We start from the raw sequence: 23,626 nt of genomic DNA, 5'->3' as shown, positions 1-23,626 counted from the left end.
GATGCGCGCCGACCAGGCGGGGCGCGTCAGCGGACCCGCAGCCAGCCGGCTGGAAGCGCGCGGCCTGCAGAAAGCCTACGGCAGCCGAAAGGTGGTCAAGGACGTGTCGCTCGCCGTTTTCAAGGGCGAAGTGGTGGGGCTGCTCGGCCCCAATGGCGCGGGCAAGACCACGTCTTTCTATATGTTGGTCGGCCTGCTGCGCTCGGACGCCGGGCAGATCCTGCTCGATGGTCAGTCCATCGAGGGTTTGCCAATTCACCGCCGTGCGCGCCTGGGGCTGGGCTATCTGCCTCAGGAGGCTTCGATCTTCCGCAAGCTCAATGTGGCTGAAAACGTGCGCGCCGTGCTGGAACTGCAGGTGGATGACAAAGGCAAGGCCCTGAGCAGCGAGGCGGTGGAGCGCCGGCTCGATGACCTGCTGAAGGACCTGCACGTGGAGCACCTGCGCGACTCGCCTGCGCCCGCACTCTCCGGTGGCGAACGCCGCCGCGTCGAGATCGCCCGTGCGCTCGCCACCGACCCGCGCTTCATCCTGCTCGACGAGCCCTTTGCCGGCATCGACCCGATCGCCGTGATCGAAATCCAGCGCATCATCGGCTTCCTCAAGTCGCGCGGCATCGGGGTGCTCATCACCGACCACAACGTGCGCGAGACACTGGGCATCTGCGACCGCGCCTACATCATCAACGACGGCCACGTGCTCACCAGCGGCACGCCGTCTGAAATCGTCGAAAACGCCGACGTGCGCCGGGTGTATCTCGGCGAACATTTTCGTATGTAGGCCGCATGAAGCAGGGCCTGTCACTCCGCGTCTCGCAGCACCTGGCGCTCACGCCCCAGTTGCAGCAGTCGATCCGCCTGCTGCAACTGTCCACGCTGGAGATGGCGCAGGAGGTCGAGCAGATGCTTGACGAAAACCCTTTTCTCGAACGCACCGAAGAAATCGCGGAGCGCGAGGCCTTTGGGCTGGAGCAGCTCGATGCGCCGGTGAGCGCGGGCGAGCAGATCGCCGAAGCTTCGGTGCCCGATTCGCCAGCCCCTCTGCTGTCCCCCACCGAAAGCACGGGTTCAAGCAGCGATGGCCCCGACGCTGACGGTCTGGAAGGCAAGCTCGATGGCGCCAGCCCGGTGGAAGAAAGCTGGGAAGGCGACGGCACGGTGGAGATGGCACCGGACGACAGCGAGTGGGGTGGGGACGCCCCCGCACGCAACAGCGGCTCGGGCGATGGCGAGGAAACCGCCAGCGCCGCCGACCTCGCGCGCGCGCCGGTCAGCCTTCAGGATCACCTGCACGACCAGGCGCGCTGCCTGCGCCTGTCTGATGAAGACCGCGCGGCGCTGTACTTCCTGATCGAGTCCCTGAACGATGACGGCTACCTCGAGGAAAGCCTCGCCGGTCTGGCGGGCGCCTGGCTGCACCTCTCGGCAGTGGCGACACTGGTCGAGAACGACCCTGCGGTGCAGGAGGAGCGCGAGGCACTGGAGCAACGCCTGGGCGTGGCCCTGCAGCTGCTGCAGCACATGGAGCCCTCGGGTGTGGGCGCGCGCGACCTCGGAGAATGCCTGCGTCTGCAGATTCTGGAGCTGCGCAACACGCCCGAAGCGCGCGCCGCACTGGCCATCTGTGGCCAGCCGCTGGAGCTCATGGCCAAGCGCGATGTGAAGCGCCTGTGCAACCTGTGCGGCATCGACGACGAAACCGTGCGCGCCGCGCTGGGACTCATTGCACGCCTGGAGCCCAAACCCGGGCGGCGCTTCGTCGACGTGGAGCGCAACGTGGTCGTGCCCGACGTCATCGTCACACGCGCCGGTCGCGGTTTCAAGGTCATCCTCAATCCCGACGTGATGCCACGCCTGCGCGTGCACGACGTGTACGCCAACGCCATGCGGCAGAACCGTGGCGGGCGCGACAACGGCGGCGAAGCCGGTCACGCCGCCATGCAGCAGCGGCTGCAGGAAGCGCGCTGGTTCATCAAGAACATTCAGCAGCGCTTCGACACCATCCTTCGTGTCTCCAGCGCCATCGTGGAGCGCCAGCGCAATTTCTTCATGCATGGCGAGCTCGCCATGCGCCCGCTGGTGCTGCGCGAAATCGCCGACGAACTCGGCCTGCACGAATCCACCATCAGCCGCGTGACCACCGCCAAATACATGTCCACGCCCTTCGGCACCTACGAGCTGAAGTACTTCTTCGGTTCCTCGCTGGGCACCGAGACCGGTGGCAACGCGTCGAGCACCGCCGTGCGCGCACTGCTCAAGCAATTCATCGCTGCCGAGGAGCCGGCCAAGCCGCTGTCGGACAACCAGCTCTCCGACCTGCTGCGCGAACAGGGCATCGAGTGCGCGCGGCGCACGGTGGCCAAGTACCGCGAGGCACTCCGCATTGCGCCCGCGAACCTAAGAAAAGCGCTATGACCCCCACGCTCCGCCGCTTCGCGGGTCGCTGCCCCCCAAAGGGGCTGTTTCGCCTTGGGGCGGCCCGGCGGCGAAACCTTACCCCCACGCTCCACCGCTTCGCGGGTCGCTGCCCCCCGAGGGGGTTGTTTCGCCTTGGGGCGGCCCGGCGGCGAAACGCTCTCTTATGAACCAACTGCAAATTTTCCTTCCCTGCGCCGCCGGCGTAGAGGACATGCTCGCCGCCGAGGTGAGCCGCATCACCGGCGAGGCCGCGCCCTTCAAGGCGCGCGGCGGTGTGGCGGTGAACGCCTCGTGGCGCGACGCCATGCGCCTGAACCTGCATTGCCGTCTGGCACAGCGCGTGCTGGTGCAGCTCTGGCACGGTGAGTACCGCAGCGAGGCAGACCTTTACCGTGCCGCCAGCGATGTGGCGTGGGAGATCTGGTTCACGCCGGCGCAGACCATCAAGGTCGAAATCACCGCGCAGCACAGCCCACTGACTTCGCTGAATTTTGCCGCGCTCAAGGTGAAGGACGCCGTGTGCGACCGCTTCCGCGAGAAGCGCGGCGAGCGCCCCAGCGTCGACACCACCTGGCCCGACGTGCGCATCCACGTGCACCTGACCACCGACACCGTGAGCCTGTACATCGACACCTCGGGCGAACCGCTGTTCAAGCGCGGCTGGCGCGAGGACAAGGGCGATGCGCCGCTGAAGGAAACCCTGGCCGCTGCCATGATTGCGGCCACCGGCTGGGAAGCCTCTGCCGACCAGCCGCTGGACGACATCGCACCGCTGTACGACCCTTGCTGCGGCAGCGGCACGGTGGTGATTGAAGCGGCGCAGATCGCGCTGCGCATTGCGCCGGGTCAGCTGAGGCGTTTCGGCTTCGAGAAACTGCTGCCGTTCCAGCCGCACGTGTGGCAGGCCATCAAGGAAGACGCCGTCAAGCAGCAACGCGAATGGCCCACCGGGCACGCCCCCATCGTGTTCGGCAGCGACGTGTCGTTTCGCATGGTCGACTTCGCTCAGCGCAACGCCGAACGCGCGGGCGTGGCGCATGCAGTGGAACTGCGCGGCGGCGACGCCCTGCAACGCATGCCGCCGAGCGATCGACCCGGCGTGCTGCTGCTCAACCCACCGTACGGCGAGCGCATCGCCGCCGCCGGCGTGGCGGGTGAGAATGCGAGCGCGCGCGCCCAGCGCAGGGAGCCGCGCACCTTCACCGTGGGCCAGGGGCAGGGTCGCGAGAGCGCGCAGATGGCCGACGGCGGCGATGGCAGCGAATTCTTCAATCAGCTCGCCGCGCACTGGAAGAGCCACTATGCCGGCTGGAGTGCATGGCTGCTCACACCCGATCTGAAGCTGCCGGGCAAGATGCGTTTCAAGGAATCGCGCCGCGTGCCGCTGTGGAACGGCCCGATCGAATGTCGGCTGTTCCGCTTCGATCTGCTGGCCCGCAAGGCCCGGCCCATCACCGAGTCCTGAACATGGTGGCGCCGGGTGACCCCACCGATGTGCTGGTGCTCGACACCAACATTGCGCTCGATCTCTTTGTCTTCCGAGACCCCGCCATCGCCCCATTGCGCGAATGGCTGGACGGCACTGGCGTCAGCTGGCTCGCCACCCAGGCCATGCGCGAAGAGCTCGCCCGTGTGCTGGGTTACCCGCAGATCGCCCGCCGGCTGAGCGCGCAGGCGCAACCTGCGCAGAACGTGCTCGATGTTTTTGACCGCTGCGTCCGACTCGTGCCCGATGCCCCCAAGGCCGCCTACACCTGCAAGGACGCCGACGACCAGAAGTTCATCGACCTTGCCGTGCAACACCGCGCCACCCTGGTGAGCAAGGACGACGCGGTGCTCTGCATGGCACGGCGTCTCGCGCGTGTCGGTGTGAACGTCTGCCGTGAATGGAGTCCCGCGCATGTCTGAACGCCTGACACTCGCCACCTTGCTGCTCGCCCTGCTGAGCCTGAACGCGCACGCCATTCAACGCTGCGAGCTCAACGGCGAGAGCGTGAGCCGATCCGACGGCAACACCACCGCCGGCAAGAGCGGCCTCATGCGCTGCACCGACGAAGACGGCCAGGTGCGCCGGCTCGACCAGACGCTGCGCGATGGCCGCACCGTAGGGCCGGTGCTCATGGTGCTCGCCGACGGCGAACGCCGCGAGTACAGCATCAACGAACGTGGCAACCGCGATGGCGTGGCGCGCACCTTTGACGGCAAGGGCACGCTGCGCAAGGAAGAAAACCTGGAAGACGGCACGGCGGTGGGCGTGCAGAGGAATTTCGCAGAGGCCGGCCACCTGCAGGAACTGCACTTTGCGCTGGGCCGGCGCACTGTGCTCACCATCGGCTACTTGGCCGATGGCACGCTCAAAGAACTGCGCTGCGCACCGGTGACGCTGGTGCCGCAAGATCGAGACGTCTGTGGCCACGGGGGGCGTGCCAGCGAAGTCACGCTGTACCGCGAAGCCGGCAAACCTTCCGGCACCGTGAGCTACCTGAAGGGTCAGATGCAGCGCCAGACCCTGCTGGACCGCGAAGGCCGGCTTGTGCGCAGCGAAGAACTCAAAGAGGGCCGACGCATCAAGCGCGTGTTCTATGCGTCGGGGCAACCGCGCTCGGAGACCGACTTCATCGAGCGCGATCCCAACAGCAGCGAAGGCCGTGAGGGCACGGCTCGCGAATGGGCCGAGAGCGGCCAGCTCACGCAGGTGACCACCTGGGCGGGCGGCTACGAGCAGCGCATCGAACAGTGGTACCTGAACGGCAGGCAAAAGGCCCGCCAGCAGATTCGCCGCGAAGGCCGAAACCAGGAGCGCACCACCGAGAGTTTCTGGGACAACGGCAAACCCGCCGCGGTGAACGAGGAGCGGAATGGGCGCTTGTGGGGCTGGCAGAAATACTTCAGCGAAGAAGGCGTGCTGATGCGCGAAGACGAACACGGCGAGCGTGGTGTGCTGCAGCGGCGAAGGCACTACGATGCCAAGGGCGGTCTGGAGCGCGAGGAACGTTTTCTGGAAGACGGCTCGCGCATCTGAGCGCTGCCGCGGATTCAACATTCAAGGAGAACGGACATGGTCATTCGCGTCGTGCGACTGGGCAGCAAAAGAGTCGAGCAGGAGGGCGTGCGCATCGGCACCGTGAGGCGGCCTCCCCGGGGCGTTCCCAAGACTGAGTTTGCGTCGGGCAACTGGTACGACGTGTGGTACCCCAACCTCTCGCCCAGCATGGAGACCATGAAGCTCGGCCAGGAAGCGCGCACGCCGGCCCAGTGGCTGGGCTTCTCGCGCAAATACCGCGCTGAAATGGCCCACCCCGATCACGTGCGCAGCATCGAGCTGCTGGCAGGCCTCTCCCATCAGAGCAACTTCTCGGTGGGCTGTTATTGCGAGGAAGAATCCCGTTGCCACCGCTCCATCCTCCGCGAACTCCTGCTGGAGAAGGGCGCGCGGGTGGAGCCAGTGGCCAGCTGACCACCCCCCACCACGGAGACACCTGAATGGTTCCTTTCAATGACTGGCTGCTGTTCGTCGGCGCCGCGCTGCTGATCGTGCTCACGCCCGGGCCCAACATGATCTACGTGATCTCGCGCTCGATCTGTCAGGGGCGCAAGGCGGGGGTGATCTCGTTGCTTGGCGTCATGGCGGGTTTTCTGGTTCACATGTTCGCTGCTGCGCTGGGGCTCACCGCGCTCTTCATGGCGGTGCCCCTGGCGTACGAACTGCTCAAGTGGGCTGGGGCGGCCTACCTGCTCTACATGGCCTGGCAGGCGGTGAGGCCGGGCGCCAGCTCTCCGTTCGAGGCCCGCCAGCTGCCGGTGGATTCGCCGCGCAGGCTCTTTTTCATGGGTTTCCTCACGAACCTGCTGAACCCCAAGATCGCCGTCTTCTACCTGGCAATTTTTCCGCAGTTCGTCTCGCCCGAACACGGTTCGGTCTTCCTGCAGAGCATGGTGCTGGGCTTCACGCAGATTGCCGTGAGCTTCACCATCAATCTGACCATTGCGCTGTTCGCGGGCACCTTGGCCACGTGGTTCGTGCACCACCCGCGCTGGATGGCGGCGCAGCGCTACGTCATGGGGTTCGTGCTGGCCGCGCTGGCGGTGCGCCTGGCCATGGAGCCGCGCAAAGGCCTCTGAAAACCGATCGCCTCAGCCCAGGCTGAAACGCTCCGCACTCGAGCGATCCCAATAGGTGGTGAACACCGCGTGCTGGGCGGCCACGTCGGTCAGCAGCGCGCCGGCCGGCGTGCTGGGCAGCAAATTGGCGAGCAGCCGCACCTCGTTCTCGCTCACGCGGCGCACCAGGTGGTGGGCGGTGATCTCGCTCGGGTGCTGCAGGCCGGCGGCCTGCACCAGTTCCTTCAGGGCCTTGAGCGTGTTCTGGTGAAAGTGGTACACGCGGTCGGCCTTGTCGGGCACCACCAGCGCCTGCTGGCGCACCGGGTCCTGTGTGGTCACGCCGGTGGGGCAGGTGCCGGTGTGGCAGCTTTGCGCCTGAATGCAGCCCAGCGCAAACATGAAGCCGCGCGCGCTGTTGCACCAGTCCGCGCCGATGGCCATGGCGCGCACGATGTCGAACGCGCTGATCACCTTGCCCGCGCAGCCAATCTTGATGCGGTCGCGCAGGTTCACGCCCATCAGCGTGTTGTGCACCACGCGCAGGCCTTCCTGCAGCGGCGCGCCCACGTGATCGGTGAACTCCAGGGGCGCCGCGCCGGTGCCGCCCTCGGAGCCGTCGACCACGATGAAGTCGGGCGTGATGCCGGTCTGCAGCATGGCCTTGACCATGGCGAACCATTCCCACGGGTGCCCGATGCAGAGCTTGAAGCCCACCGGTTTGCCGCCGGAGAGTTCGCGCAGCTGCACGATGAAATGCATCAGCTCCACCGGCGTGGAGAACGCGCTGTGCGAAGCCGGCGAGATGCAGTCGATGCCCACCGCGATGCCGCGCGCAGCGGCAATCTCGGGCGTCACCTTGGCGCCCGGCAGGATGCCGCCCACACCGGGTTTGGCGCCCTGGCTGAGCTTGATCTCGATCATCTTCACCTGCGGGTCCGTGGCGTTGGCCTTGAAGCGCTCGGGGCTGAAGCGGCCTGCGTCGTCGCGGCAACCGAAATAGCCCGAAGCCACTTCCCAGATGAGGTCGCCGCCGTGCAGCCGGTGGTAGGCGGAGATGGATCCCTCGCCGGTATCGTGCGCGAAGCCGCCGCGCTTGGCGCCAGCGTTCAGCGCCTGTATCGCGTTGGCCGAAAGCGACCCGAAGCTCATGGCCGAGATGTTGAACACGCTGGCCTCGTAAGGCTGGGTGCACTCGGCACCACCGATGGTGAGGCGGAAATCGTGCGTGGCGATGTGGCTCGGTTGCAGCGAGTGGTTCAACCACTCGTGGCCGTTGGCGTTCTGGTCGTGCTGGGTGCCGAACGGGCGCTTGTCGGTCTCGCCCTTGGCGCGCGAGTAGGCCAGGCTGCGCTGGCTGCGCGAGAACGGCGTGGCCTCGTTGTCGCTCTCCAGAAAGTACTGCCGCATCTCGGGGCGGATCTTCTCCAGCATGAAGCGCAGGTGGCCGATGACCGGGTAGTTGCGCAGCACCGAACTCTTGGTCTGGCGCAGGTCCCACAGGCCCACGGCCGAGAGTGCTGCGAACACCAGCAGGGTCCAGCCGCCCACCCCGAACCCGACCAGGGTGAAGAGGCTCAGCAGCGCGATCAGCACGCACAGGCCGAAGGCGGTGTAGCGAACCGGATAGAGAGCGTTGAGGCGTTCGAGCATGCGGGCTTTCTCGGTGGAGGGCAGGGCTACACTGGCGGCCATCATAAAGACGCCGACCATGAACACCTCGCCCGAACCCCTGGAACACACCGATTACCACGCCCTCGACGAGATTCTTGACGACCTGCGCACGCGCGATGAAGAGGTGCCTCAATGGGAATTTTGCGAAGGCGCCATGGCCGCATTGCTGTGCACGCGCCGCCCCATCGAGCCAGCCGAATGGCTCCCCGTGCTGCTCGGCACCGGCCCCTTGCCCACCGCACCGCAGGACGAGGGCACGCACTTTGCCAACACCGCGCAGTACGAACGCTTCATGGCGTTGTGGTCGCGGCGCAGTGCCGAGGTGGCCGCGTCGCTTGTCGCTCCGGTGGAGACGCTGGAAGACGAGCGCAGCTACCACCCGGAACTGATGGACGTGCGCGGCGCGGTGGGCGCGTTGCCTGAGGCCGAGCGCGCCGAGTTCAAGGACCAGGACCTGCCCGCCTACGCCCAGGTGTGGGCGCTCGGCTTCATGTTCGTGGTGGAGAACTGGTCGGACGACTGGGCACCGCCGCGCGACAAAGACACCGCCGCATGGATCGACGAGGCGCTGGACCGCATCGTGGCGCTGACCGAAGACGACACCGGCAAGCCCACGGTGAACATGCACGACGAGGAAGGCCCGCCGAGCGTGAGCGACGAGCGCCTGAACGATTTCGGCGCCTCCATCTGGGCGGTGTACGACCTGTGCCAGATCGGCCGCAGCCTCGGGCCGCGGGTGGAGCCGGTGCGCAAGGCACCCACGCCAGGCCGCAACGACCCCTGCCCTTGCGGCAGCGGCAAGAAGTACAAGAAGTGCCATGGGGAGTGATGTACGCCAACAAGCGCAGCACAACCTGCGCAACTTGAGTGGCTAGGCCCGGTCATGACAAAGCGCCGTCAACAGAAAGCCCAGTTCTACGCCCTCCGTTACCACGGAGGCACGCGGAACAATGGCGTCGCCAAAAGGCAATACCTTGCCTGGCGAGGCGCGCAGCAGCCACCGATACCGGAGCGCTGCGATAACCGTGCCTGTCGCTTTTTCTCGGAGCCTCTGATCTGGAACGGGTCCCCTCTGGAATTGATTCTTGAGCATGCGAACGGCGTCAACACGGACAACAGGACGTCAAACCTCCGTTTGCTCTGCCCCAACTGCGACTCACAAAACACGACGACCCGAGGTGGGGCGAACGCTGGACGAGTCGTCAAGTCTGCTGGCGGATTCGCGCTGGTGGAGCGCGATGGCAAGAAGAGTCATCTATTGCCAGCCGAAACTGGGTCGTTCCGGCTGGCGGGCAGTTGACGTGCAGAGCCTATCGGAACCTTGCGAGAAATAGCGTAGTCGCTTGGCCTTTAGCTTCGAATATCTGAGCAAATGAACACCATTCAAACCCGCATCGCAACGATTGCCGACTTGGACAGCATCGCTCCGCTTTTCGATGCCTATCGGCAGTTCTATGAGCAAGCGCCCGACCTTGCAATGGCCAGGGCGTTCATCGGCGAGCGTCTCAAAAACAGCGAGTCCGTTGTTCTCCTGGCCTTCAACGGAGCGCGGCACATCGTGGGCTTCTGCCAGCTCTACCCCACCTTTTGCTCGGTTGAAGCAAAGCCGACCTACACGCTCTACGACTTGTTCGTTGTCCCCGCAGCGCGCCGGTCAGGTGCTGGCACGGTGCTGCTGCGGGCGGCCGAGAAGCTTGCGGCGGAAACGGGAAAGGCGAGACTGGACCTCACCACGGCCAAGACCAACAAGCCCGCGCAAGCCGCATACGAATCGCTCGGGTGGGTCCGCGACAACATCTTCTATGCCTACAGCAAGACTGTGGGAGCTTGACCGCGTGCTTCACCAGCGCCGCCTCGCGGGTGTTTTGCCCTGCCATTGCGCTCCTACATTTTTTACATTTCTTGATTGACGGCTGAATATTCATTCGCTTAAGATCGCGTCGCCATGAAACCCAAGGACGACGACAAACAGCAGGCCATTGCCCGCGCCACCCTGGCGCTGGTGGAGCGCGTGGGCCTGAGCGGGTTGACCATGGCGGGCATTGCGCGCGAGGCTGGCCTGGCGACCGGCACGCTGTATGTGTACCACCGCTCCAAGGAAGAACTGCTCAACGTGCTGTATGAGCAGGTCAAGGGGGCACTGGTGGGGCTGATCGATGTCGACATCGACCCCAGCACCCCGTTTCGCTCCCGCTTTCAGATGAACTGGACACGGCTGCTGAGGCACCGGCTGGCGCATGGCCCGGAGGCTGTGTTCATGGACCAGTACTACAACTCACCCTGGTTCAGCGAGGCATCGCGCCAGTTCTCGGCGCGGTTCGCGGCCGGATGCCTGCGCTTTTTTGATGAAGCGCGGGAACAGCAAATCGTAAAGAACGTGCCGACGATGATGCTGGCGGCGCATTTTTTTGGCTCCGTTCGCGACACCGCCAGCCTGATGCGCAGCGGCGACCTGCCCGATACCGAAGCCGCGCTGGCGCAGGCATTCTCGATGTGCTGGGACGGCATCAAGGCCTGAAAGCCATGTTCATCCATCCCTGAATCACCCATTAAAAGCGAATGAACATTCATTCATAACCCCCCCGATTTCCTCACACCCCTCAGGAGAAAACCACGATGCCCACCACGCTCAACATCAATGGCAAAGACGTGCGAGTCGACGCCGACGCTTCTACCCCCATCCTCTGGGCCCTGCGCGACACGCTGGGCATGACCGGCACCAAGTTTGGCTGCGGCGCCGCGCTCTGCGGTGCCTGCACCGTGCACGTCAACGGCACGGCCACGCGCTCCTGCGTCACGCCGATCTCGGCGGTGGTGGGGCAGAAGATCACCACCATCGAAGCGCTTGAAACCGACCGCGTGGGCAAGGCGGTGCACCAGGCCTGGGTCAAGGCCGACGTGGCGCAGTGCGGTTACTGCCAGAGCGGCCAGATCATGAGCGCCACCGCGCTGCTCAAGGCCAACAGGAATCCGACCGACGCCGACATCGACACCGCCATGGCCGGCAACATCTGCCGCTGCGGTACCTATGCGCGTGTGCGCGTTGCCATCAAGGATGCGGCCCGCTCGCTGGCCTGAAAGGAACTGTCATGCACCTCCAACACCACACCGCTGATCAGATTCGCGCCCACCTGCCACCCGCGCTGGCGCACCGCCTGGGCGACGCCGAAGCGCTCGAAGGCATCGCGCGCCGCAGCTTCCTGAAGATCGCCACCGCCTCGGGTTTCGCGCTGGGCGCGTATCCCTTGATGGCGAACGCTCAGCAAGGCGCAGCGCAAGCGGCCACGGGCCTCAAGCCCGACCAGCAACCCGCCGCCTTTGTGAAGATCGCGCGCGACGGCACGGTCACCGTCACCATCAACCGCCTGGAATTCGGCCAGGGCACGCACACCGGCCTGGCCATGGTGCTGGCCGAAGAGCTGGACGCCGACTGGAGCCGCGTGCAGGCCGTGCACGGCAACGCCGACCCGGCCTACAACGACCCCGCCTTCGGCATGCAGATCACCGGCGGCTCCACGGCCGTGAAGCACTCGTACACCCAGTACCGCGAACTCGGTGCACGCACGCGGGCCATGTTGTTGGCGGCGGCCGCGAAGCAGTGGGGCGTGCCCGCCAGTTCGCTGGCCACAGAGCGCGGCGTGGTGATCGGCCCCGGTGGCAAGAAGCTCACCTACGGCGCACTGGCCGACGCCGCCATGCAGCAACCCGTGCCGGCACAGGTCACGCTCAAGGACCCGTCGCGCTTCAGGATCATCGGCCAGCCCACGACGCGGCTGGACGCCAAGGCCAAGGCCAGCGGCCAGCAGAGCTTCGGCATGGACGTGCGCCTGCCCGGCATGCTCACCGCCGTGCTGCAGCACCCACCGGTGTTCGGCAGCAAGGTGGCATCGGTCGATGACGCCGCCGCGCGCGCCGTGCCGGGCGTGAAGGCCGTGCTGCGCGTGCCTTTGCACGACGGTGGCGAAGGCGTGGCGGTGGTGGGCGAAGGCTACTGGGCTGCGAAGCAGGGCCGCGACGCGCTGAAGGTGCAGTGGAACGACACCGGCCGCGAGAAGGTGGACAGCGCGAAGCAGCTCGCGAGCTACCGCGAACTGGCCGCGAAGACCGGCAACATCAAGCACGACGCCGACATGGCGCCGCTGGCCAGCGCGCCACAGAAAATCAGCGCCGAGTTCGTGTTTCCTTACCTCGCGCACGCGCCCATGGAGCCACTGAACTGCACCGTGCAGCTCAGTGGCAGCGGCGCCGCCGCGAAAGCCACGGTGTGGACCGGCACCCAGATGCCCGGGCTGGACACGGCAGCCGCCGCGCGCACGCTGGGCATCAAGCCCGAGCAGGTGACGATGAACGTGCAGATGGCGGGCGGCGGCTTCGGCCGGCGCGGCCTGCTCACCAGCGACTTCGTGGTGGAGGCCTGCACCATCGCCAAAGCCACGCAGGCCGCTGGCATCAGCGCGCCGGTGCGCACCGTGTGGAGCCGCGAGGACGACGTGCGCGGCGGCTACTACCGGCCCATGCACGTGCACCGCGCCGAGATCGGTTTCGATGCGCAGGGCAAGGTGCTCGCCTGGGACCACGTCATCGTCGGCCAGTCCATCATGGCGGGCACGTTCTTCGAACCCATGATGGTGAAGAACGGCGTTGACGAAACCATGGTCGAGGGCATGGGCAAGCCGTACACGCTGCCGATGCGGCTTTCGGCGCACCACCCGAAGCACAACGTGCCGGTGCTGTGGTGGCGCAGCGTGGGCTCCACGCACACCGGCTACGTCATGGAAACACTCATCGACGACATCGCACGAGCCACAAAACAGGACCCGGTGGCCTACCGCATGAAACTGATGGACGCCAAGGCCGTGCGCCACCGCGCGGCCCTGCAACTGGCGGTGGACAAGAGCGGCTATGGCAAGAAGACCCTGAGCGCTGGTCGCGCCTGGGGCGTGGCGGTGCACGAGTCGTTCGACTCGGTGGTGGCTTATGTGGTCGAGGCCTCGGTCGTCGACGGTGCACCCAGGCTGCACCAGGTCACGGCCGGCGTGCACTGCAACCTGGCGGTGAACCCGAAGAGCGTGGAAGCGCAGATCCAGGGAGGGGCGCTGATGGGCCTGTCCATGTGCATTCCAGGTGCGGCCATCACCTTGAAGGACGGTGTGGTCGAGCAGAGCAACTTTGGCGATTTCGCGGTGCCGCGCATCACCGACATGCCGGCCATCGCCGTGCATATCGTGCCCAGCGCGGATGCCCCCACTGGCGTGGGCGAGCCGGGTCTCCCGCCGCTGGCGCCTGCGTTCGCCAATGCCATTGCGCAACTGACCGGTAAGCCGCTGCGCGAGCTGCCGTTCAAAGTCTAGAACGACGACAGGTCGTACGGCCCGCCCTGCGCCAGCGCACGCTGGTAGGCGGGCCGCTCGTGAATGCGGCGCAGCCAGTCGGCCAGCTTTGGCCGGTTCTTGAGCAGGCCGCGCGCGTCGGCGGCTTCAATGCCAAAACTCATCTGCACGTCGGCGGCGCTGAATGAGCGTCCGGCAAACCAAGGGCCGTGCTCGGTGAGCTCGCCTTCGAGGTAGTCGAAGTGGCGCTTGAGGTTGGGCGTGACCAACATGCCCTTGACCTGCGTGGAGATCGCCTTGGCCACCGGCCGCACGATGAAGGGGGCCTTGCGCTCGATCTGGTCGAACACCAGCTGTAGCAGCAGCGGGGTGGCCAGCGAGCCTTCGGCGTAGTGCAGCCAGTAGCGGTAGCGCAGAAACGAAGGCGTTCCCCGCTCGGGTGAGAACTTGCCTTCGCCGTACGTTTCCACCAGGTACTCGAGGATGGCGCCCGACTCGGCCAGTGTGGCCTTGCCGTCGGTGACCACCGGCGACTTGCCCAGCGGGTGCACCTTCTGCAGCGCGGGTGGCGCCAGCATGGTCTTGGGGTTGCGTTCGTAGCGCTCGATCTGGTAGGGCACGCCGAGTTCTTCGAGCATCCAGAGCACGCGCTGCGAGCGCGAGTTGTTGAGGTGGTGAACGGTGAGCATCGGTGTCTTTCTTTAGAGGAAGGATGGCGATCAGGCCAGCGCGGGCGGCAGGGTCTGTGAAAGAAAGTCCCACACGCGGCGGATCCGCGGGTTGCTTCGAATCTCGCGGTGCACCGCGAGCCACATGGGGAGGGCGGGAATGTCGAGCATGGGCAGCAGCGGCACCAGATCCGGATTCTGCCGCGCCGCGTAGCGCGCCAGAAAACCCACGCCCATCCCGGCGCTCACGGCGGCCTGGTAGGCGTTGAGGTCGTCGGTGCGCACGGCGAAATCCTCGCGCTGCATCGGCATGCCCATGCCGGCGAATCCGCGCAAGATGTCGGTGTTCCGGTCGTTGCCGATCACGTCGTGCGTGAGCAGGTCGGCCGGCGCGCGGGGCGTGCCGCGCCGGCGCAGGTAGTCGCGGTGAGCAAAGGTGCCAATGGCCACTTGCCCGACGCGTTTGGCCACCAGCGAACTCTGGTCGGGCCGCACCATGCGCAGGGCGATGTCGGCCTCGCGTTGCAGCAGGTTGCTCACCGCGTTGCTGGACACCAGTTCGATCTGGATGTCTGGATGCAGCTCGCGCATCTGGCGCAGCAGCGGTGGCAGCAGCATGCAGGTCACCGGCTGGCTGGCGCTAATGCGCACCGTGCCACGCGCCAGCGCCTGCGCACCGGTGGCCTGGCGCGCCAATTGATCGGCGGCGGCCGACATGGCGCGCGCGGCATCGGCCAGGCGCTGCGCGTGCGGCGTGGGCAGCAGGCCACGACCGGTGCGTTCGAACAGGACCACGCCGAGCTGCGTTTCGAGTTCGCCGATATGGCGGCCTACCGTGGGCTGGCTGGTGGAAAGCGCACGCGCCGCGCCCATGAGGCTGCCCCGGTCCAGCGCGGCGAGGAAGGAGCGGATCAGTGTCCAGTTGAAATCGCCGGTATGCATTCCTGAATAGCTGTTGTTTGATCTGAAGCAATTGTGTATGAGCGCGGCTGTTTCCACAATGCAGTCCATGGCACCGGCGTTCGGTGCGCCAAGGAGTTCTTCCATGACGTCCCATCTCACTTCCTCGAATTCACCTGGCACGGTGCTCGTGCTCGGCGGTCGCGGTCGATTTGGTCTTGCAGCAGTTCAGGCCTTTGCGCGCAATGGCTGGCGCGTGTTCGCTCAAGTTCGCCCGGGCGCCAGCACGCCGAAGGTGAGCGGCGTGCAGTGGCTGGCCCACGCGGTGGACAGGCCAGCCGGCGTGCAGGCCTTGATCGCAGAAGCCGGGGGCGCTTCGGTGGTGGTGCATGCGCTCAACCCGCGCCAGTACACGCGCCAGGCCTGGGAGCGGGAAAACTGGCCGCTGCTGCAGTCGGGTATGGCGGTGGCCAAGGCGTTGGGTGCCACGCTCATGCTGCCGGGCAACGTCTACAACTTCGGCCAATCGATGCCAGCGGCGTTGATGGAAGGCGCACCTTATCGGCCGAGCATGGCCATGGGCCGCATCCGCAGCGGTATGGAAGAACAGCTGGAACAGGCCACGCAGCGCGGCGAACTGCGCGCGGTGATCGTGCGCGCCGGCAACTTTTACGGGCAAGGGCAAGGCACCTGGCTGGACCTGGCGATGCTGAAAGACATTCGCCGTGGCAAGCTGGTGTTTCCCGGTCCGCTGGACGTGGCCACGCCCTGGGCCTACCTGCCCGACCTGGCCCAGACCTTCGTGGAGCTGGCGCGCGTGCGCGCCGACATGGCGCCGTTCGAGTCTCTGCATTTCAGTGGCCACACACTGGCCGGGCACGACTGGGTGCGCGAGCTGCAGCGTGTGGCCCGGCAGCAGGGCTGGCTGCGCGAGGAGCAGGACCTGCGCGTGGCGGGCCTGCCCTGGCCATTGCTGCGCCTGGTGGGCCCGCTGGTGCCGAGCTGGGGCGCACTGGCCGCACTGCGCTACCTCTGGATGCAGCCGCACCAACTGGACAACCGCCGGCTGCTGGGTTTCATCGGTCATGAGCCGCACACGCCATGGCCGCTGGCCCTGGCCCGCACGCTTCAACACCTCGAGCTGTTGCCCGCCGTGTCGGCTCAACCCGAGCCCATGGTCGCGCAGGCCTGACCCAACCATTCAACGTTCAAGGAGCCCGACATGCAACGCCGTCTTTTCATTCGCCTGGCCGGTGGTGGCGTGGTCGCCGCCGCCACTGCCACCACACTGGCTGGCTGCAGCAGCGCCATGCCACCCGAAGCCATTGCCGCCTGGCAAGCACCCGGAGAGGGGCAGTCCGATGCGCGCCGCTGGATCCTTTCGCACGCCATCCTCGCGCCCCACTCGCACAACCTGCAGTCGTGGCTGGTGGACCTGAGTGTGCCCGACGAGATCACGCTGTTCATCGACCAGAAGCGGCTGCTGCCGGAGACGGATCCGTTCTCGCGGCAGATGATGATGAGCCAGGGCACGTTTCTGGAGCTGCTGGATCTGGCGGCGAAGCAGAAGGGGTTGCGAGCGGAGATCGCGCTGTTCCCGCAAGGGGTGTTCTCGCCGACCAAGGTGGACGCACGGCCCACGGCGCGCATCCGCCTGGTGGCTGACGCCTCAGTAAAGCCCGACCCATTGTTCGCGCAGATACTGCGCCGCCGCACCAACCGCGAAGCCTATGAAGCGCGGGAGCCCGAGGCGGCGGCGCTGCAGGCCATCACCGCCAGCGTGCAGCCGCACCCGGTGCGCGTGGGCTTTGTCGGCAGCACGCAGGCCGAGGCACTGCAACGGCACCGGCGCATTGCGAAGGAAGCCTGGCGCATCGAGCTCGTGACGCCGCGCACAGTGATGGAGTCGTTCAAGGTGCTGCGCGTGGGTCCGAAGGAAATCGCCCAGCACCGCGACGGCATTTCACTCAACGACCCGATGGTGCGCGCGCTCGACGCGGTGGGCCTGTTCGACCGCAGCGTCGCCCCCGCGCCCGACGACTTCGCCACCACCAGCCAGCTCGACGAGTTCAACGTGAAGATCGACACCACGCCCGCGTTCTTCTGGCTGGTGACGGAAGGCAACGACCGGATCACGCAGATCAACTCGGGCCGCGCCTATGCGCGTGCGCAACTGGCGGCCACGGCGGCCGGCCTGTCGATGCACCCCTTGTCGCAGGCGTTGCAGGAGTACCCGGAGCAGGTGGTGCCCTACACCGAGATCCATCAACTCGTCGATGCGCCTGCGCCGCGTTTCACGGTGCAGATGTGGGCGCGGCTGGGGTACGCGCCGGTGATCGAACCTTCACCTCGGCGGGGGTTGGCTTCGCACATTGTCAAGACTTGAACCAGGGCCTGCTAACCCAGATCAGAAGAACCGATCGAAAACTCGGACGCAGCCTCTGCAGTTCAACATTTGTTCGTACGTTTTTGAGCGATATGTCCAACCAGGGCGATGCAAAGTCCGTAAAGCAAAACTATTCCGCCAACCGTCTCAGCGTACGGATAGACAAGTAGTGCGGGTAGCAGCGGGAGCGCTATCGTTGGCAAGAGAAGATTCCAACCTTTGTACAGGCAGAACGAATAGATCGTCCAGCCGTAGAGAAGCGTTATTGGAACGGCAACAAGAAGTGAAGAATAGAAGAACACGAGAGTACGTGTGAGCGTGCCTGCGGCATCTCGGGGCAAACTGTGTGGAAGCATGAAGATGTCCAACAGCAGAGATGCAATGAGGCTGCCAAGAACCATGCCTGAGATTGCCGGTGCAGCGCATTTTTGCAGTGCCTGGTAGAACGTCGTTGCATTGGGATTCGCCAAACTTCTTCGAGGCTGCAGAGCTGCAGCAATGTGCCCTGTGATGAGCCGCGATCCTTGCGCGTCAATGCGCCGGTATGCGTTCAACGAGCAATGCTTAGCGTCATCGAAAGGAAACCCAGAAAGCTGACGATGGCCCTCGCAACATGAGACCACTCCCAAACGTTGCGCATGTGCGTCCAGGTTGCATCTGGGGAGGCAAACCATCCGAAAAACATGCTGCTCACTCCGTCAAGATCTGTTCCTTTTAGCCAGTGAGAATTGACGGGATGGGTGACAACCCAGTAAATGGCATGAACTCCGACCATGAGGCCTAAGGTCCCGGCCACCCACCAGAAGCGTGGAGTCCCAGGAGAAAGCAAGAACAGCAATGCGGAAAGCACCAGCATGGAACCGAACTCACCGATCAACCCTCCGATCGTGAAGCCCGGGTAGTAGATTGCTTGAACTGCCCGGTAGGTCTTCTCGTCAAGTCGAAGCTTTCCAGGAAACTCCAGCGCGTGTGCGAAAGACAAGCCCATGGTTACGGCGACCAGGAGCAGCGCAAGCAGCGACAAGGCAAGAATCATGGGTGTCTGTTTCTGGTCAGGGGTCATGTGGATTCAGCGCAGATATATGAACTGAATTGTTGGGATCTGCTCAGCCCCGTCAATTACCTGACGCGTAATACTCGCGCTGCCCTGAACTGCTCACGCGTCGAACCTGAATGCGTCGGGCGCAACATCGATCACAAGGCTTTGCAGCGGACAATGCAGACGCCCCTCTCGGTGCTTCGTATGTGCCTACGGGAATCAAGGAAGCCGTCGATGGAAGCCCCACCAACCACACGTATATCCATCCTGTCTCTGCCCGAGAGCGGGACCATGGCGGCCTTCGGGCTGCATGAGGTGCTGGGCGCCGCCGGTGCCGGGGCAGGCCCTGCAACAGGCGCGCTGGAGGTGACCCTGGTGGCCCGCGACGCGCGCCCGTTCACGGCCAGCACCGGCTTGTGCGTGACACCGCAGCAGAACCTCACGGGAGCACTTGCGGACATCGTCATCGTGTGCGATATCCATCTGTTGCCAGACGAAGCACCGGAGGGCCGTTGGCAGGAAGAGATCGCCTGGGTACGCCGTCACCTCCGCGACGGCGCGCTGGTATGTTCGACCTGCAGCGGTGCCGTGCTGCTGGCCGAGGCAGGCCTGCTGGACGGACACGACGCCGCGTCGCACTGGACCATGGCCGAACTGTTCAGAGATCGTTACCCGGCGGTGCGTTTCCGGCCTGAACGGATCCTGTGTGACAGTGGCCACGCGGGCCGGCTCATCACCACCGGCGGCGCCTCGGCCTGGCAGGACCTGGCGCTTTACCTGATCGGCCGCTTCTGCGGCGCCCAAGAGGCGGCGCGCATTGCGCGACTGTTTCTGCTGGGCGACAGGGGTTTCGGGCAGTTGCCGTTCGCTTCGATGGCACGGCCCCGCCAACACAGCGATGCGGTCGTTGCCCGCGTACAGGCCTGGCTGGTAGACAACCATGCAAGGCCCAACCCAGTTCTGGCGATGGTCCAACAATCGGGCCTGTCGGAGCGCAGTCTCAAGCGGCGCTTCAAGGTGGCTACCGGCTACACACCGGTCGGGTATGTGCAGACCCTGCGGATTGAAGAAGCCAAGCAGATGCTCGAAACCGAAGGCGCGTCCATCGAGGACATTGCGGTGGCAGTCGGCTATGAAGACCCAACCTTTTTCAGGAAGCTTTTCAAGCGCCTGGCGGGCGTGACGCCCGCCCAGTACCGCCAGCGCACGCGCGTCCGGGGTCTGGTGCCGTAGTGGCACGTTTGCCCCGAATTTGGTCCGAATACCTCTACCGCGGCTGCGCCTTGAGCTTCAGCATCGAGGCCGCAAACCAAGGAGATGCACATGGACTTCTACTATTTCCCCACAAGCAGCAGCCAGGCGGCGCACATCCTGCTCCACGAGACCGCCTTGGCGCATGTCGCCCACCACGTCGACATCTTTACCGGAACCATGGAGGACGGCCAGCCCTACGCGCAGGTCAATCCCAATGGCTATGTGCCCGCGCTGGTGTTTCCAGATGGACGCCTTCTCACCGAGAACGTTGCCCTGCTCGACTGGATTGCGTCACGTGCGGGGCTGTCGCCGGCGGATGAAGCGGGCCGGACGCGGCAACTGCAATTGCTTGCCTTTCTGTCCACCGAGGTTCACAAGCCCTTTGTCCGCCTGTTCTTCGCCGCGGACGAAGGCGAACGGGCGGAGCTGCGGACGTCGCTGGTGCAGCGCTTCGGCTGGCTGGGCCTTCAGCAGCAGGGGGAGCACATGCTGGGCGCGGAGTTCAGCGCGGTGGATGCGTTCGCCTACGGCATGCTGCGCTGGGCCGCCACGCACGGCATCGAAGTCCCGACGGGCCTGACCGCGCTCGCAAGAAGAGTCGAAAGCAGGACCGCGGTCCAGGCGGTTCTGGCGATCGAAAAAGAAACCCCGCTGTTCGCCGCCTGACCCTCGTCCAGGAACAGCGACCCTGCTGCACCTTTGCGGCAACCAGGAGCACGCAATGAAAAAAATCGTACGTAATGGAAACGTGGACATTGCCACGGAAACCTTTGGCGATCCCGCCTCCCCACCCTTGCTGCTCGTCATGGGGGTGATGGCCTCCATGCTGTGGTGGCCGGATGCGTTCTGCCGCATGCTGGCCTCGTCAGGCCGCTTCGTGATCCGTTTCGACCACCGCGACACCGGCCTTTCAACGACGTTCGAACCGGGTGAGGCGCCTTACGCCATGGAGGACATGGCCGACGACGCGATCGCAGTCCTGGATGGTCACGGCGTCGCGCGCGCCCACCTCATCGGCATGTCGCTTGGCGGCATGGTCGCTCAGATCGCCGCGTTTAGCCGCCCGGAACGGGTGGCCACGCTGACTCTGATCAGCACCACACCCGTGGGCGCTGACACCGCAGGCCTGCCAGACATGTCGCCCGCGTACCTGGCTCACTGCGCCGATGCTGAACAGGTCGACTGGACCCAGGATGCCCAGGTGATCGAGCATGTCGTCAAGGACATGCGGATGATTGCGGGCACCGCACATTCCCATGACCCGGCAGCCGCCCGCGCCCTGGTCGAGCGCGACGTGGCGAGGGCCCGGCGCTTCGCCAGCGCGACCAACCACTTCACCGTGGAAAGCCGTGGGAACTGGCACGGGCATCTCTCTAAGCTGCGCGCGCCTCTGCTCGTCCTGCACGGCACACATGACCCGATCTATCCCATCGAGCACGGCCGCAGGATCGCAGACACCGTGGCAGGCTCGCGACTGACGGCGATTGAAGGCGGTGGGCATGAACTTCATCCAAGCGACTGGCTGCAGATGGTCGAGGAAATCGTCCTGCACACAAATGGTGGCGAATGGTGCGGGCGTGATCTCCATGCCCGAAATTGGCCGGCGCAAACCACATGATCGCTATTGGTGTTGACACGCCCTAGACGGACAAGAGGAAAGAAGCCTCCGCCAGGGAAACCCCGTTCACCCGCACTTCCACCACATGCCGCCCTGGATACAAGGTCCGTGTGGTGACCGGTCGCAAACTGTGGCGCTTGGAGAGCACGCGTTCCTCACCCGCCGCCAGTGAAAGCTTCCAGCCCTTGAACACCTTGGGCGAAGAACCACCGTTGGCGCGCACGTGGTGCACCGCGTAGTCCACTTCCAGCAGCTGCGGCTTGCGCGCGGTCGAGCGCAACACCACGTTCAGCCCGATCTCGCCACCGACGGAAGCACGCGCCGCCGACAGCTTCAGTGAAGCCTCGCCCTTCAACCCACTCGCCAGCCCCCACGCCGCCAGCGTTGGCGCATGGCCCGACTTGATGAGACCTCGGCTGGCGTGGCGCAGCAGCGCGCTGCGCTCTCCCGGCGCGTCGATCAGGTGGTCCCGCACCCAGCCTGCCACCAGATCCGGGTGGTCCTTCGCGATGTCATTCAGGTGGTTGGCCACGCTGCGGCGCACGTAGCTGCTGGCGTCGTCCTGCAGGGCGCGCAACAGCGGCAGGGTGGGCGAGGGGTCCGCCACCAGCGCCTGCAGCCGGAGGCCCCAGGGCAGGCGGGGGCGGCTGCCTTCGCTCACCAGGCGCCGCACATGCGGGCTTGGGTCGTGCACCCAGTGGTTCAACGTGTCGAGCACCTGAACCGGGTGCTGCTGGATCAGTGGACGGATGGCGAATTCGGCCGTGAAGCGTTGCGTGAGCGCGTGCAGACAGGCGAGGGCGGTGGGCACATCGTTCACACCCTGCCGCGCCACGAACTCGCCCATGGACCACACCGCCCAGCCGCCCACACCCGAAGCTGCCACCGCCGCGCTGTGCGACACCGGTTCACCTCTGGCGTCCAGCGCGAGTGGCGGCGCCAGACTCGTCTGAACCACCTCGCAGGCGTGCGTGAAATCCTCGGGCAGCGTGGCCTGCAATGCGTCGGCCATCTGCATGGCGCGCGCCTTGAACTCCAGCGCTTCGAGTCCTTGCGTCGCCTGCGCTTCGAAGCGCTTGCGGTCGAACTTCGGCCAGGCGCGCCGCAGGTGCGCGCCGGTGGTGGCCACGGTGTCGCGGTTGATCAGGTTCTTGAACGGTTCCATGACAACTCAGGAGGAGGAAATGCGTTGCAGCAGACCGGAGAGCGCATGCTGCACCGTGGCCTGGCGCACGGCTGCACGATCGCCATCGAAGCGCTGGTGTTCGGTAAACACACCTGCGGGTGTGGCCCAGCCGAACCACACCGTGCCGACCGGTTTTTCTGCGCTGCCACCCGTGGGGCCGGCCACGCCCGTGACGGCCACCGCGAGCTGTGCGGGTGAATGCGCCATGGCGCCGGCGGCCATGGCGCGCGCCACAGGTTCGCTCACCGCACCGTGCTGGTCGATCAGGGCCATGGGCACACCCAGCAGTTCGCTCTTGGCGGCGTTGGAATAGGTCACGAAGCCGCGCTCGAACCACTCGCTCGAACCCGAAACCTCCGTGCAGGCGCCCGCAATCAGCCCGCCAGTGCAGCTCTCGGCGGTGGCCATCATCAGGCCGCGCGCCTTGAGTTCGCGGGCCAGCGCTTCCACCAGGGCAGGGATGTGTTCCATGGTTCAGACGCGCCAGAGCGCGATGACGATGAGGGTGCAGAAGGCGGCGGCGAAGTCGTCGAGCAGGATGCCGAAGCCGCCACGCGGGCCGAAGCCCTTGAAGGTCTGGTCGGCCCAGGCCATGGGGCCGACCTTCACCATGTCGAACACGCGGAAGATCAGGAAGGCGGCGAGCTGGTCCCAGAAGCCGCCAGGCTGGATCAGCCACAGCACCAGCCAGAACGCGACCACCTCGTCCCACACGATGTGGCCCGAATCGGCGATGCGCATGTGCTGCGCGGTCACCGTGCATGCCCACCAGCCGATCAGTGTGGCGGCCAGGATCAGCAGGCCCCAGTCCAGCGGTGACAGCAAGGGTTCGAGCACCAGAAACGCCACCCAGGCCCAGAGTGTGCCGGCGGTGCCCGGGGCGAACCGGCTCAGGCCCGAACCCGCACCCAGGGCAATGAAGTGCGCCGGATGGGAGAACAGAAAACCCCAGGTCGGGCGGACCATCGGGGCGGTGGCGGTGTCGGTCATGCGCGGATTATCGGGCGAGCCATGCTTGTTCCCCGGCACGCCCGGCGCGATACTGCGCCTTC

General features: G+C 65.6%; 25 protein-coding genes. 17 read left to right on the top strand and 8 right to left on the bottom strand.

Features of this window, described 5'->3' with window-relative positions; genetic code table 11:
* Nucleotide 1: 1 nt before the first annotated feature.
* The 7 genes from lptB (at nt 2) to CAP37_RS18005 (ending at nt 6,540) form a co-directional block, all read left to right on the top strand.
* Nucleotides 2-781 (top strand): LPS export ABC transporter ATP-binding protein, encoded by a 780-nt coding sequence (gene lptB, locus CAP37_RS18035; RefSeq protein WP_086125633.1) that lies wholly within the window; start codon nt 2-4, stop codon nt 779-781.
* A gap of 5 nt (nt 782-786) precedes the next feature.
* Nucleotides 787-2,415, top strand: coding sequence for an RNA polymerase factor sigma-54 (gene rpoN / locus CAP37_RS18030; protein WP_086125632.1), 1,629 nt, complete (start codon nt 787-789; stop codon nt 2,413-2,415).
* Between the two features lie 166 nt (nt 2,416-2,581).
* Entirely contained in the window at nt 2,582-3,883 is a 1,302-nt protein-coding gene (locus CAP37_RS18025; protein ID WP_086125631.1) for a class I SAM-dependent RNA methyltransferase, read from the top strand.
* Between the two features lie 2 nt (nt 3,884-3,885).
* Complete coding sequence (locus tag CAP37_RS18020) at nt 3,886-4,326, top strand: putative toxin-antitoxin system toxin component, PIN family (RefSeq protein ID WP_086125630.1); 441 nt, start codon at nt 3,886-3,888, stop codon at nt 4,324-4,326.
* The gene (locus tag CAP37_RS18015; protein ID WP_086125629.1) at nt 4,319-5,440 is read left to right on the top strand and encodes a toxin-antitoxin system YwqK family antitoxin; all 1,122 of its coding nucleotides are present in this window, start codon (nt 4,319-4,321) and stop codon (nt 5,438-5,440) included. The genes CAP37_RS18020 and CAP37_RS18015 overlap by 8 nt, the downstream gene beginning before the upstream one ends.
* 36 nt (nt 5,441-5,476) lie before the next feature.
* Entirely contained in the window at nt 5,477-5,875 is a 399-nt protein-coding gene (locus CAP37_RS18010; RefSeq protein ID WP_086125628.1) for a DUF488 domain-containing protein, read from the top strand.
* Between the two features lie 26 nt (nt 5,876-5,901).
* Entirely contained in the window at nt 5,902-6,540 is a 639-nt protein-coding gene (locus CAP37_RS18005) for a LysE family translocator (protein WP_086125627.1), read from the top strand.
* A 12-nt stretch (nt 6,541-6,552) separates the two neighbouring features.
* Here the strand turns inward: CAP37_RS18005 and CAP37_RS18000 are convergent, their stop codons facing one another.
* Nucleotides 6,553-8,172, bottom strand: a complete 1,620-nt coding sequence (locus CAP37_RS18000; protein WP_086127073.1) for an FMN-binding glutamate synthase family protein — start codon at nt 8,170-8,172, stop codon at nt 6,553-6,555.
* Between the two features lie 58 nt (nt 8,173-8,230).
* Here CAP37_RS18000 and CAP37_RS17995 point away from each other — a divergent pair, with 58 nt between their 5' ends.
* The 5 genes from CAP37_RS17995 (at nt 8,231) to CAP37_RS17975 (ending at nt 13,544) form a co-directional block, all read left to right on the top strand.
* Entirely contained in the window at nt 8,231-9,022 is a 792-nt protein-coding gene (locus tag CAP37_RS17995; RefSeq protein WP_086125626.1) for a YecA family protein, read from the top strand.
* Nucleotides 9,023-9,565: 543 nt separating this feature from the next.
* Nucleotides 9,566-10,024 (top strand): GNAT family N-acetyltransferase, encoded by a 459-nt coding sequence (locus CAP37_RS17990; RefSeq protein ID WP_086125625.1) that lies wholly within the window; start codon nt 9,566-9,568, stop codon nt 10,022-10,024.
* A gap of 114 nt (nt 10,025-10,138) precedes the next feature.
* The gene (locus CAP37_RS17985; RefSeq protein ID WP_086125624.1) at nt 10,139-10,711 is read left to right on the top strand and encodes a TetR/AcrR family transcriptional regulator; all 573 of its coding nucleotides are present in this window, start codon (nt 10,139-10,141) and stop codon (nt 10,709-10,711) included.
* A 98-nt stretch (nt 10,712-10,809) separates the two neighbouring features.
* On the top strand, nt 10,810-11,271 hold the full coding sequence (locus tag CAP37_RS17980; RefSeq protein WP_086125623.1) for a (2Fe-2S)-binding protein: 462 nt from the start codon (nt 10,810-10,812) through the stop codon (nt 11,269-11,271).
* Between the two features lie 11 nt (nt 11,272-11,282).
* The gene (locus CAP37_RS17975) at nt 11,283-13,544 is read left to right on the top strand and encodes a xanthine dehydrogenase family protein molybdopterin-binding subunit (RefSeq protein ID WP_086125622.1); all 2,262 of its coding nucleotides are present in this window, start codon (nt 11,283-11,285) and stop codon (nt 13,542-13,544) included.
* On the opposite strand, the gene CAP37_RS17970 is transcribed toward CAP37_RS17975, so the two are convergent.
* Nucleotides 13,541-14,212: a glutathione S-transferase family protein gene (locus tag CAP37_RS17970; RefSeq protein ID WP_086125621.1), complete on the bottom strand. Its 672-nt coding sequence runs from the start codon at nt 14,210-14,212 to the stop codon at nt 13,541-13,543. The genes CAP37_RS17975 and CAP37_RS17970 overlap by 4 nt on opposite strands.
* A 30-nt stretch (nt 14,213-14,242) precedes the next feature.
* Nucleotides 14,243-15,133, bottom strand: a complete 891-nt coding sequence (locus CAP37_RS17965; protein WP_086127071.1) for a LysR family transcriptional regulator — start codon at nt 15,131-15,133, stop codon at nt 14,243-14,245.
* A gap of 103 nt (nt 15,134-15,236) precedes the next feature.
* Here CAP37_RS17965 and CAP37_RS17960 point away from each other — a divergent pair, with 103 nt between their 5' ends.
* On the top strand, nt 15,237-16,283 hold the full coding sequence (locus tag CAP37_RS17960; RefSeq protein WP_086125620.1) for an NAD-dependent epimerase/dehydratase family protein: 1,047 nt from the start codon (nt 15,237-15,239) through the stop codon (nt 16,281-16,283).
* A gap of 30 nt (nt 16,284-16,313) precedes the next feature.
* The gene (locus tag CAP37_RS17955; protein WP_086125619.1) at nt 16,314-17,477 is read left to right on the top strand and encodes a twin-arginine translocation pathway signal protein; all 1,164 of its coding nucleotides are present in this window, start codon (nt 16,314-16,316) and stop codon (nt 17,475-17,477) included.
* A 62-nt stretch (nt 17,478-17,539) separates the two neighbouring features.
* Here CAP37_RS17955 and CAP37_RS21595 read toward each other — a convergent pair whose 3' ends face one another.
* Both CAP37_RS21595 and CAP37_RS17950 read right to left on the bottom strand, forming a co-directional pair.
* Nucleotides 17,540-18,031: a hypothetical protein gene (locus CAP37_RS21595; protein WP_143435978.1), complete on the bottom strand. Its 492-nt coding sequence runs from the start codon at nt 18,029-18,031 to the stop codon at nt 17,540-17,542.
* Nucleotides 18,028-18,513 (bottom strand): hypothetical protein, encoded by a 486-nt coding sequence (locus CAP37_RS17950; RefSeq protein ID WP_086127068.1) that lies wholly within the window; start codon nt 18,511-18,513, stop codon nt 18,028-18,030. The genes CAP37_RS21595 and CAP37_RS17950 overlap by 4 nt, the downstream gene beginning before the upstream one ends.
* Before the next feature lie 294 nt (nt 18,514-18,807).
* Here CAP37_RS17950 and CAP37_RS17945 point away from each other — a divergent pair, with 294 nt between their 5' ends.
* The 3 genes from CAP37_RS17945 (at nt 18,808) to CAP37_RS17935 (ending at nt 21,388) form a co-directional block, all read left to right on the top strand.
* Complete coding sequence (locus CAP37_RS17945) at nt 18,808-19,749, top strand: GlxA family transcriptional regulator (RefSeq protein WP_086125618.1); 942 nt, start codon at nt 18,808-18,810, stop codon at nt 19,747-19,749.
* Between the two features lie 90 nt (nt 19,750-19,839).
* Complete coding sequence (locus CAP37_RS17940) at nt 19,840-20,436, top strand: glutathione S-transferase family protein (protein ID WP_086125617.1); 597 nt, start codon at nt 19,840-19,842, stop codon at nt 20,434-20,436.
* Nucleotides 20,437-20,491: 55 nt separating this feature from the next.
* Entirely contained in the window at nt 20,492-21,388 is an 897-nt protein-coding gene (locus CAP37_RS17935; protein ID WP_086125616.1) for an alpha/beta fold hydrolase, read from the top strand.
* Between the two features lie 22 nt (nt 21,389-21,410).
* Here the strand turns inward: CAP37_RS17935 and CAP37_RS17930 are convergent, their stop codons facing one another.
* Genes CAP37_RS17930 through CAP37_RS17920 form a run of 3 tightly spaced genes read right to left on the bottom strand, consistent with a single transcriptional unit; the run spans nt 21,411 to nt 23,564 of the window.
* Entirely contained in the window at nt 21,411-22,553 is a 1,143-nt protein-coding gene (locus CAP37_RS17930; protein ID WP_086125615.1) for a DNA alkylation repair protein, read from the bottom strand.
* Nucleotides 22,554-22,559: 6 nt separating this feature from the next.
* Complete coding sequence (locus CAP37_RS17925) at nt 22,560-23,045, bottom strand: CinA family protein (RefSeq protein WP_086125614.1); 486 nt, start codon at nt 23,043-23,045, stop codon at nt 22,560-22,562.
* Nucleotides 23,046-23,048: 3 nt separating this feature from the next.
* A complete protein-coding gene (locus CAP37_RS17920; RefSeq protein WP_256927049.1) occupies nt 23,049-23,564 on the bottom strand; it encodes a phosphatidylglycerophosphatase A in 516 nt (171 codons plus the stop codon).
* Nucleotides 23,565-23,626 lie beyond the last annotated feature (62 nt).

Origin of the sequence: Hydrogenophaga sp. IBVHS1 (assembly GCF_002127265.1) — a bacterium.
In the GTDB taxonomy this organism is placed as follows: domain Bacteria; phylum Pseudomonadota; class Gammaproteobacteria; order Burkholderiales; family Burkholderiaceae_C; genus Hydrogenophaga.
Note: the sequence above shows the minus strand (reverse complement) of the source record. Positions and strands in the feature narration are given on the sequence as shown.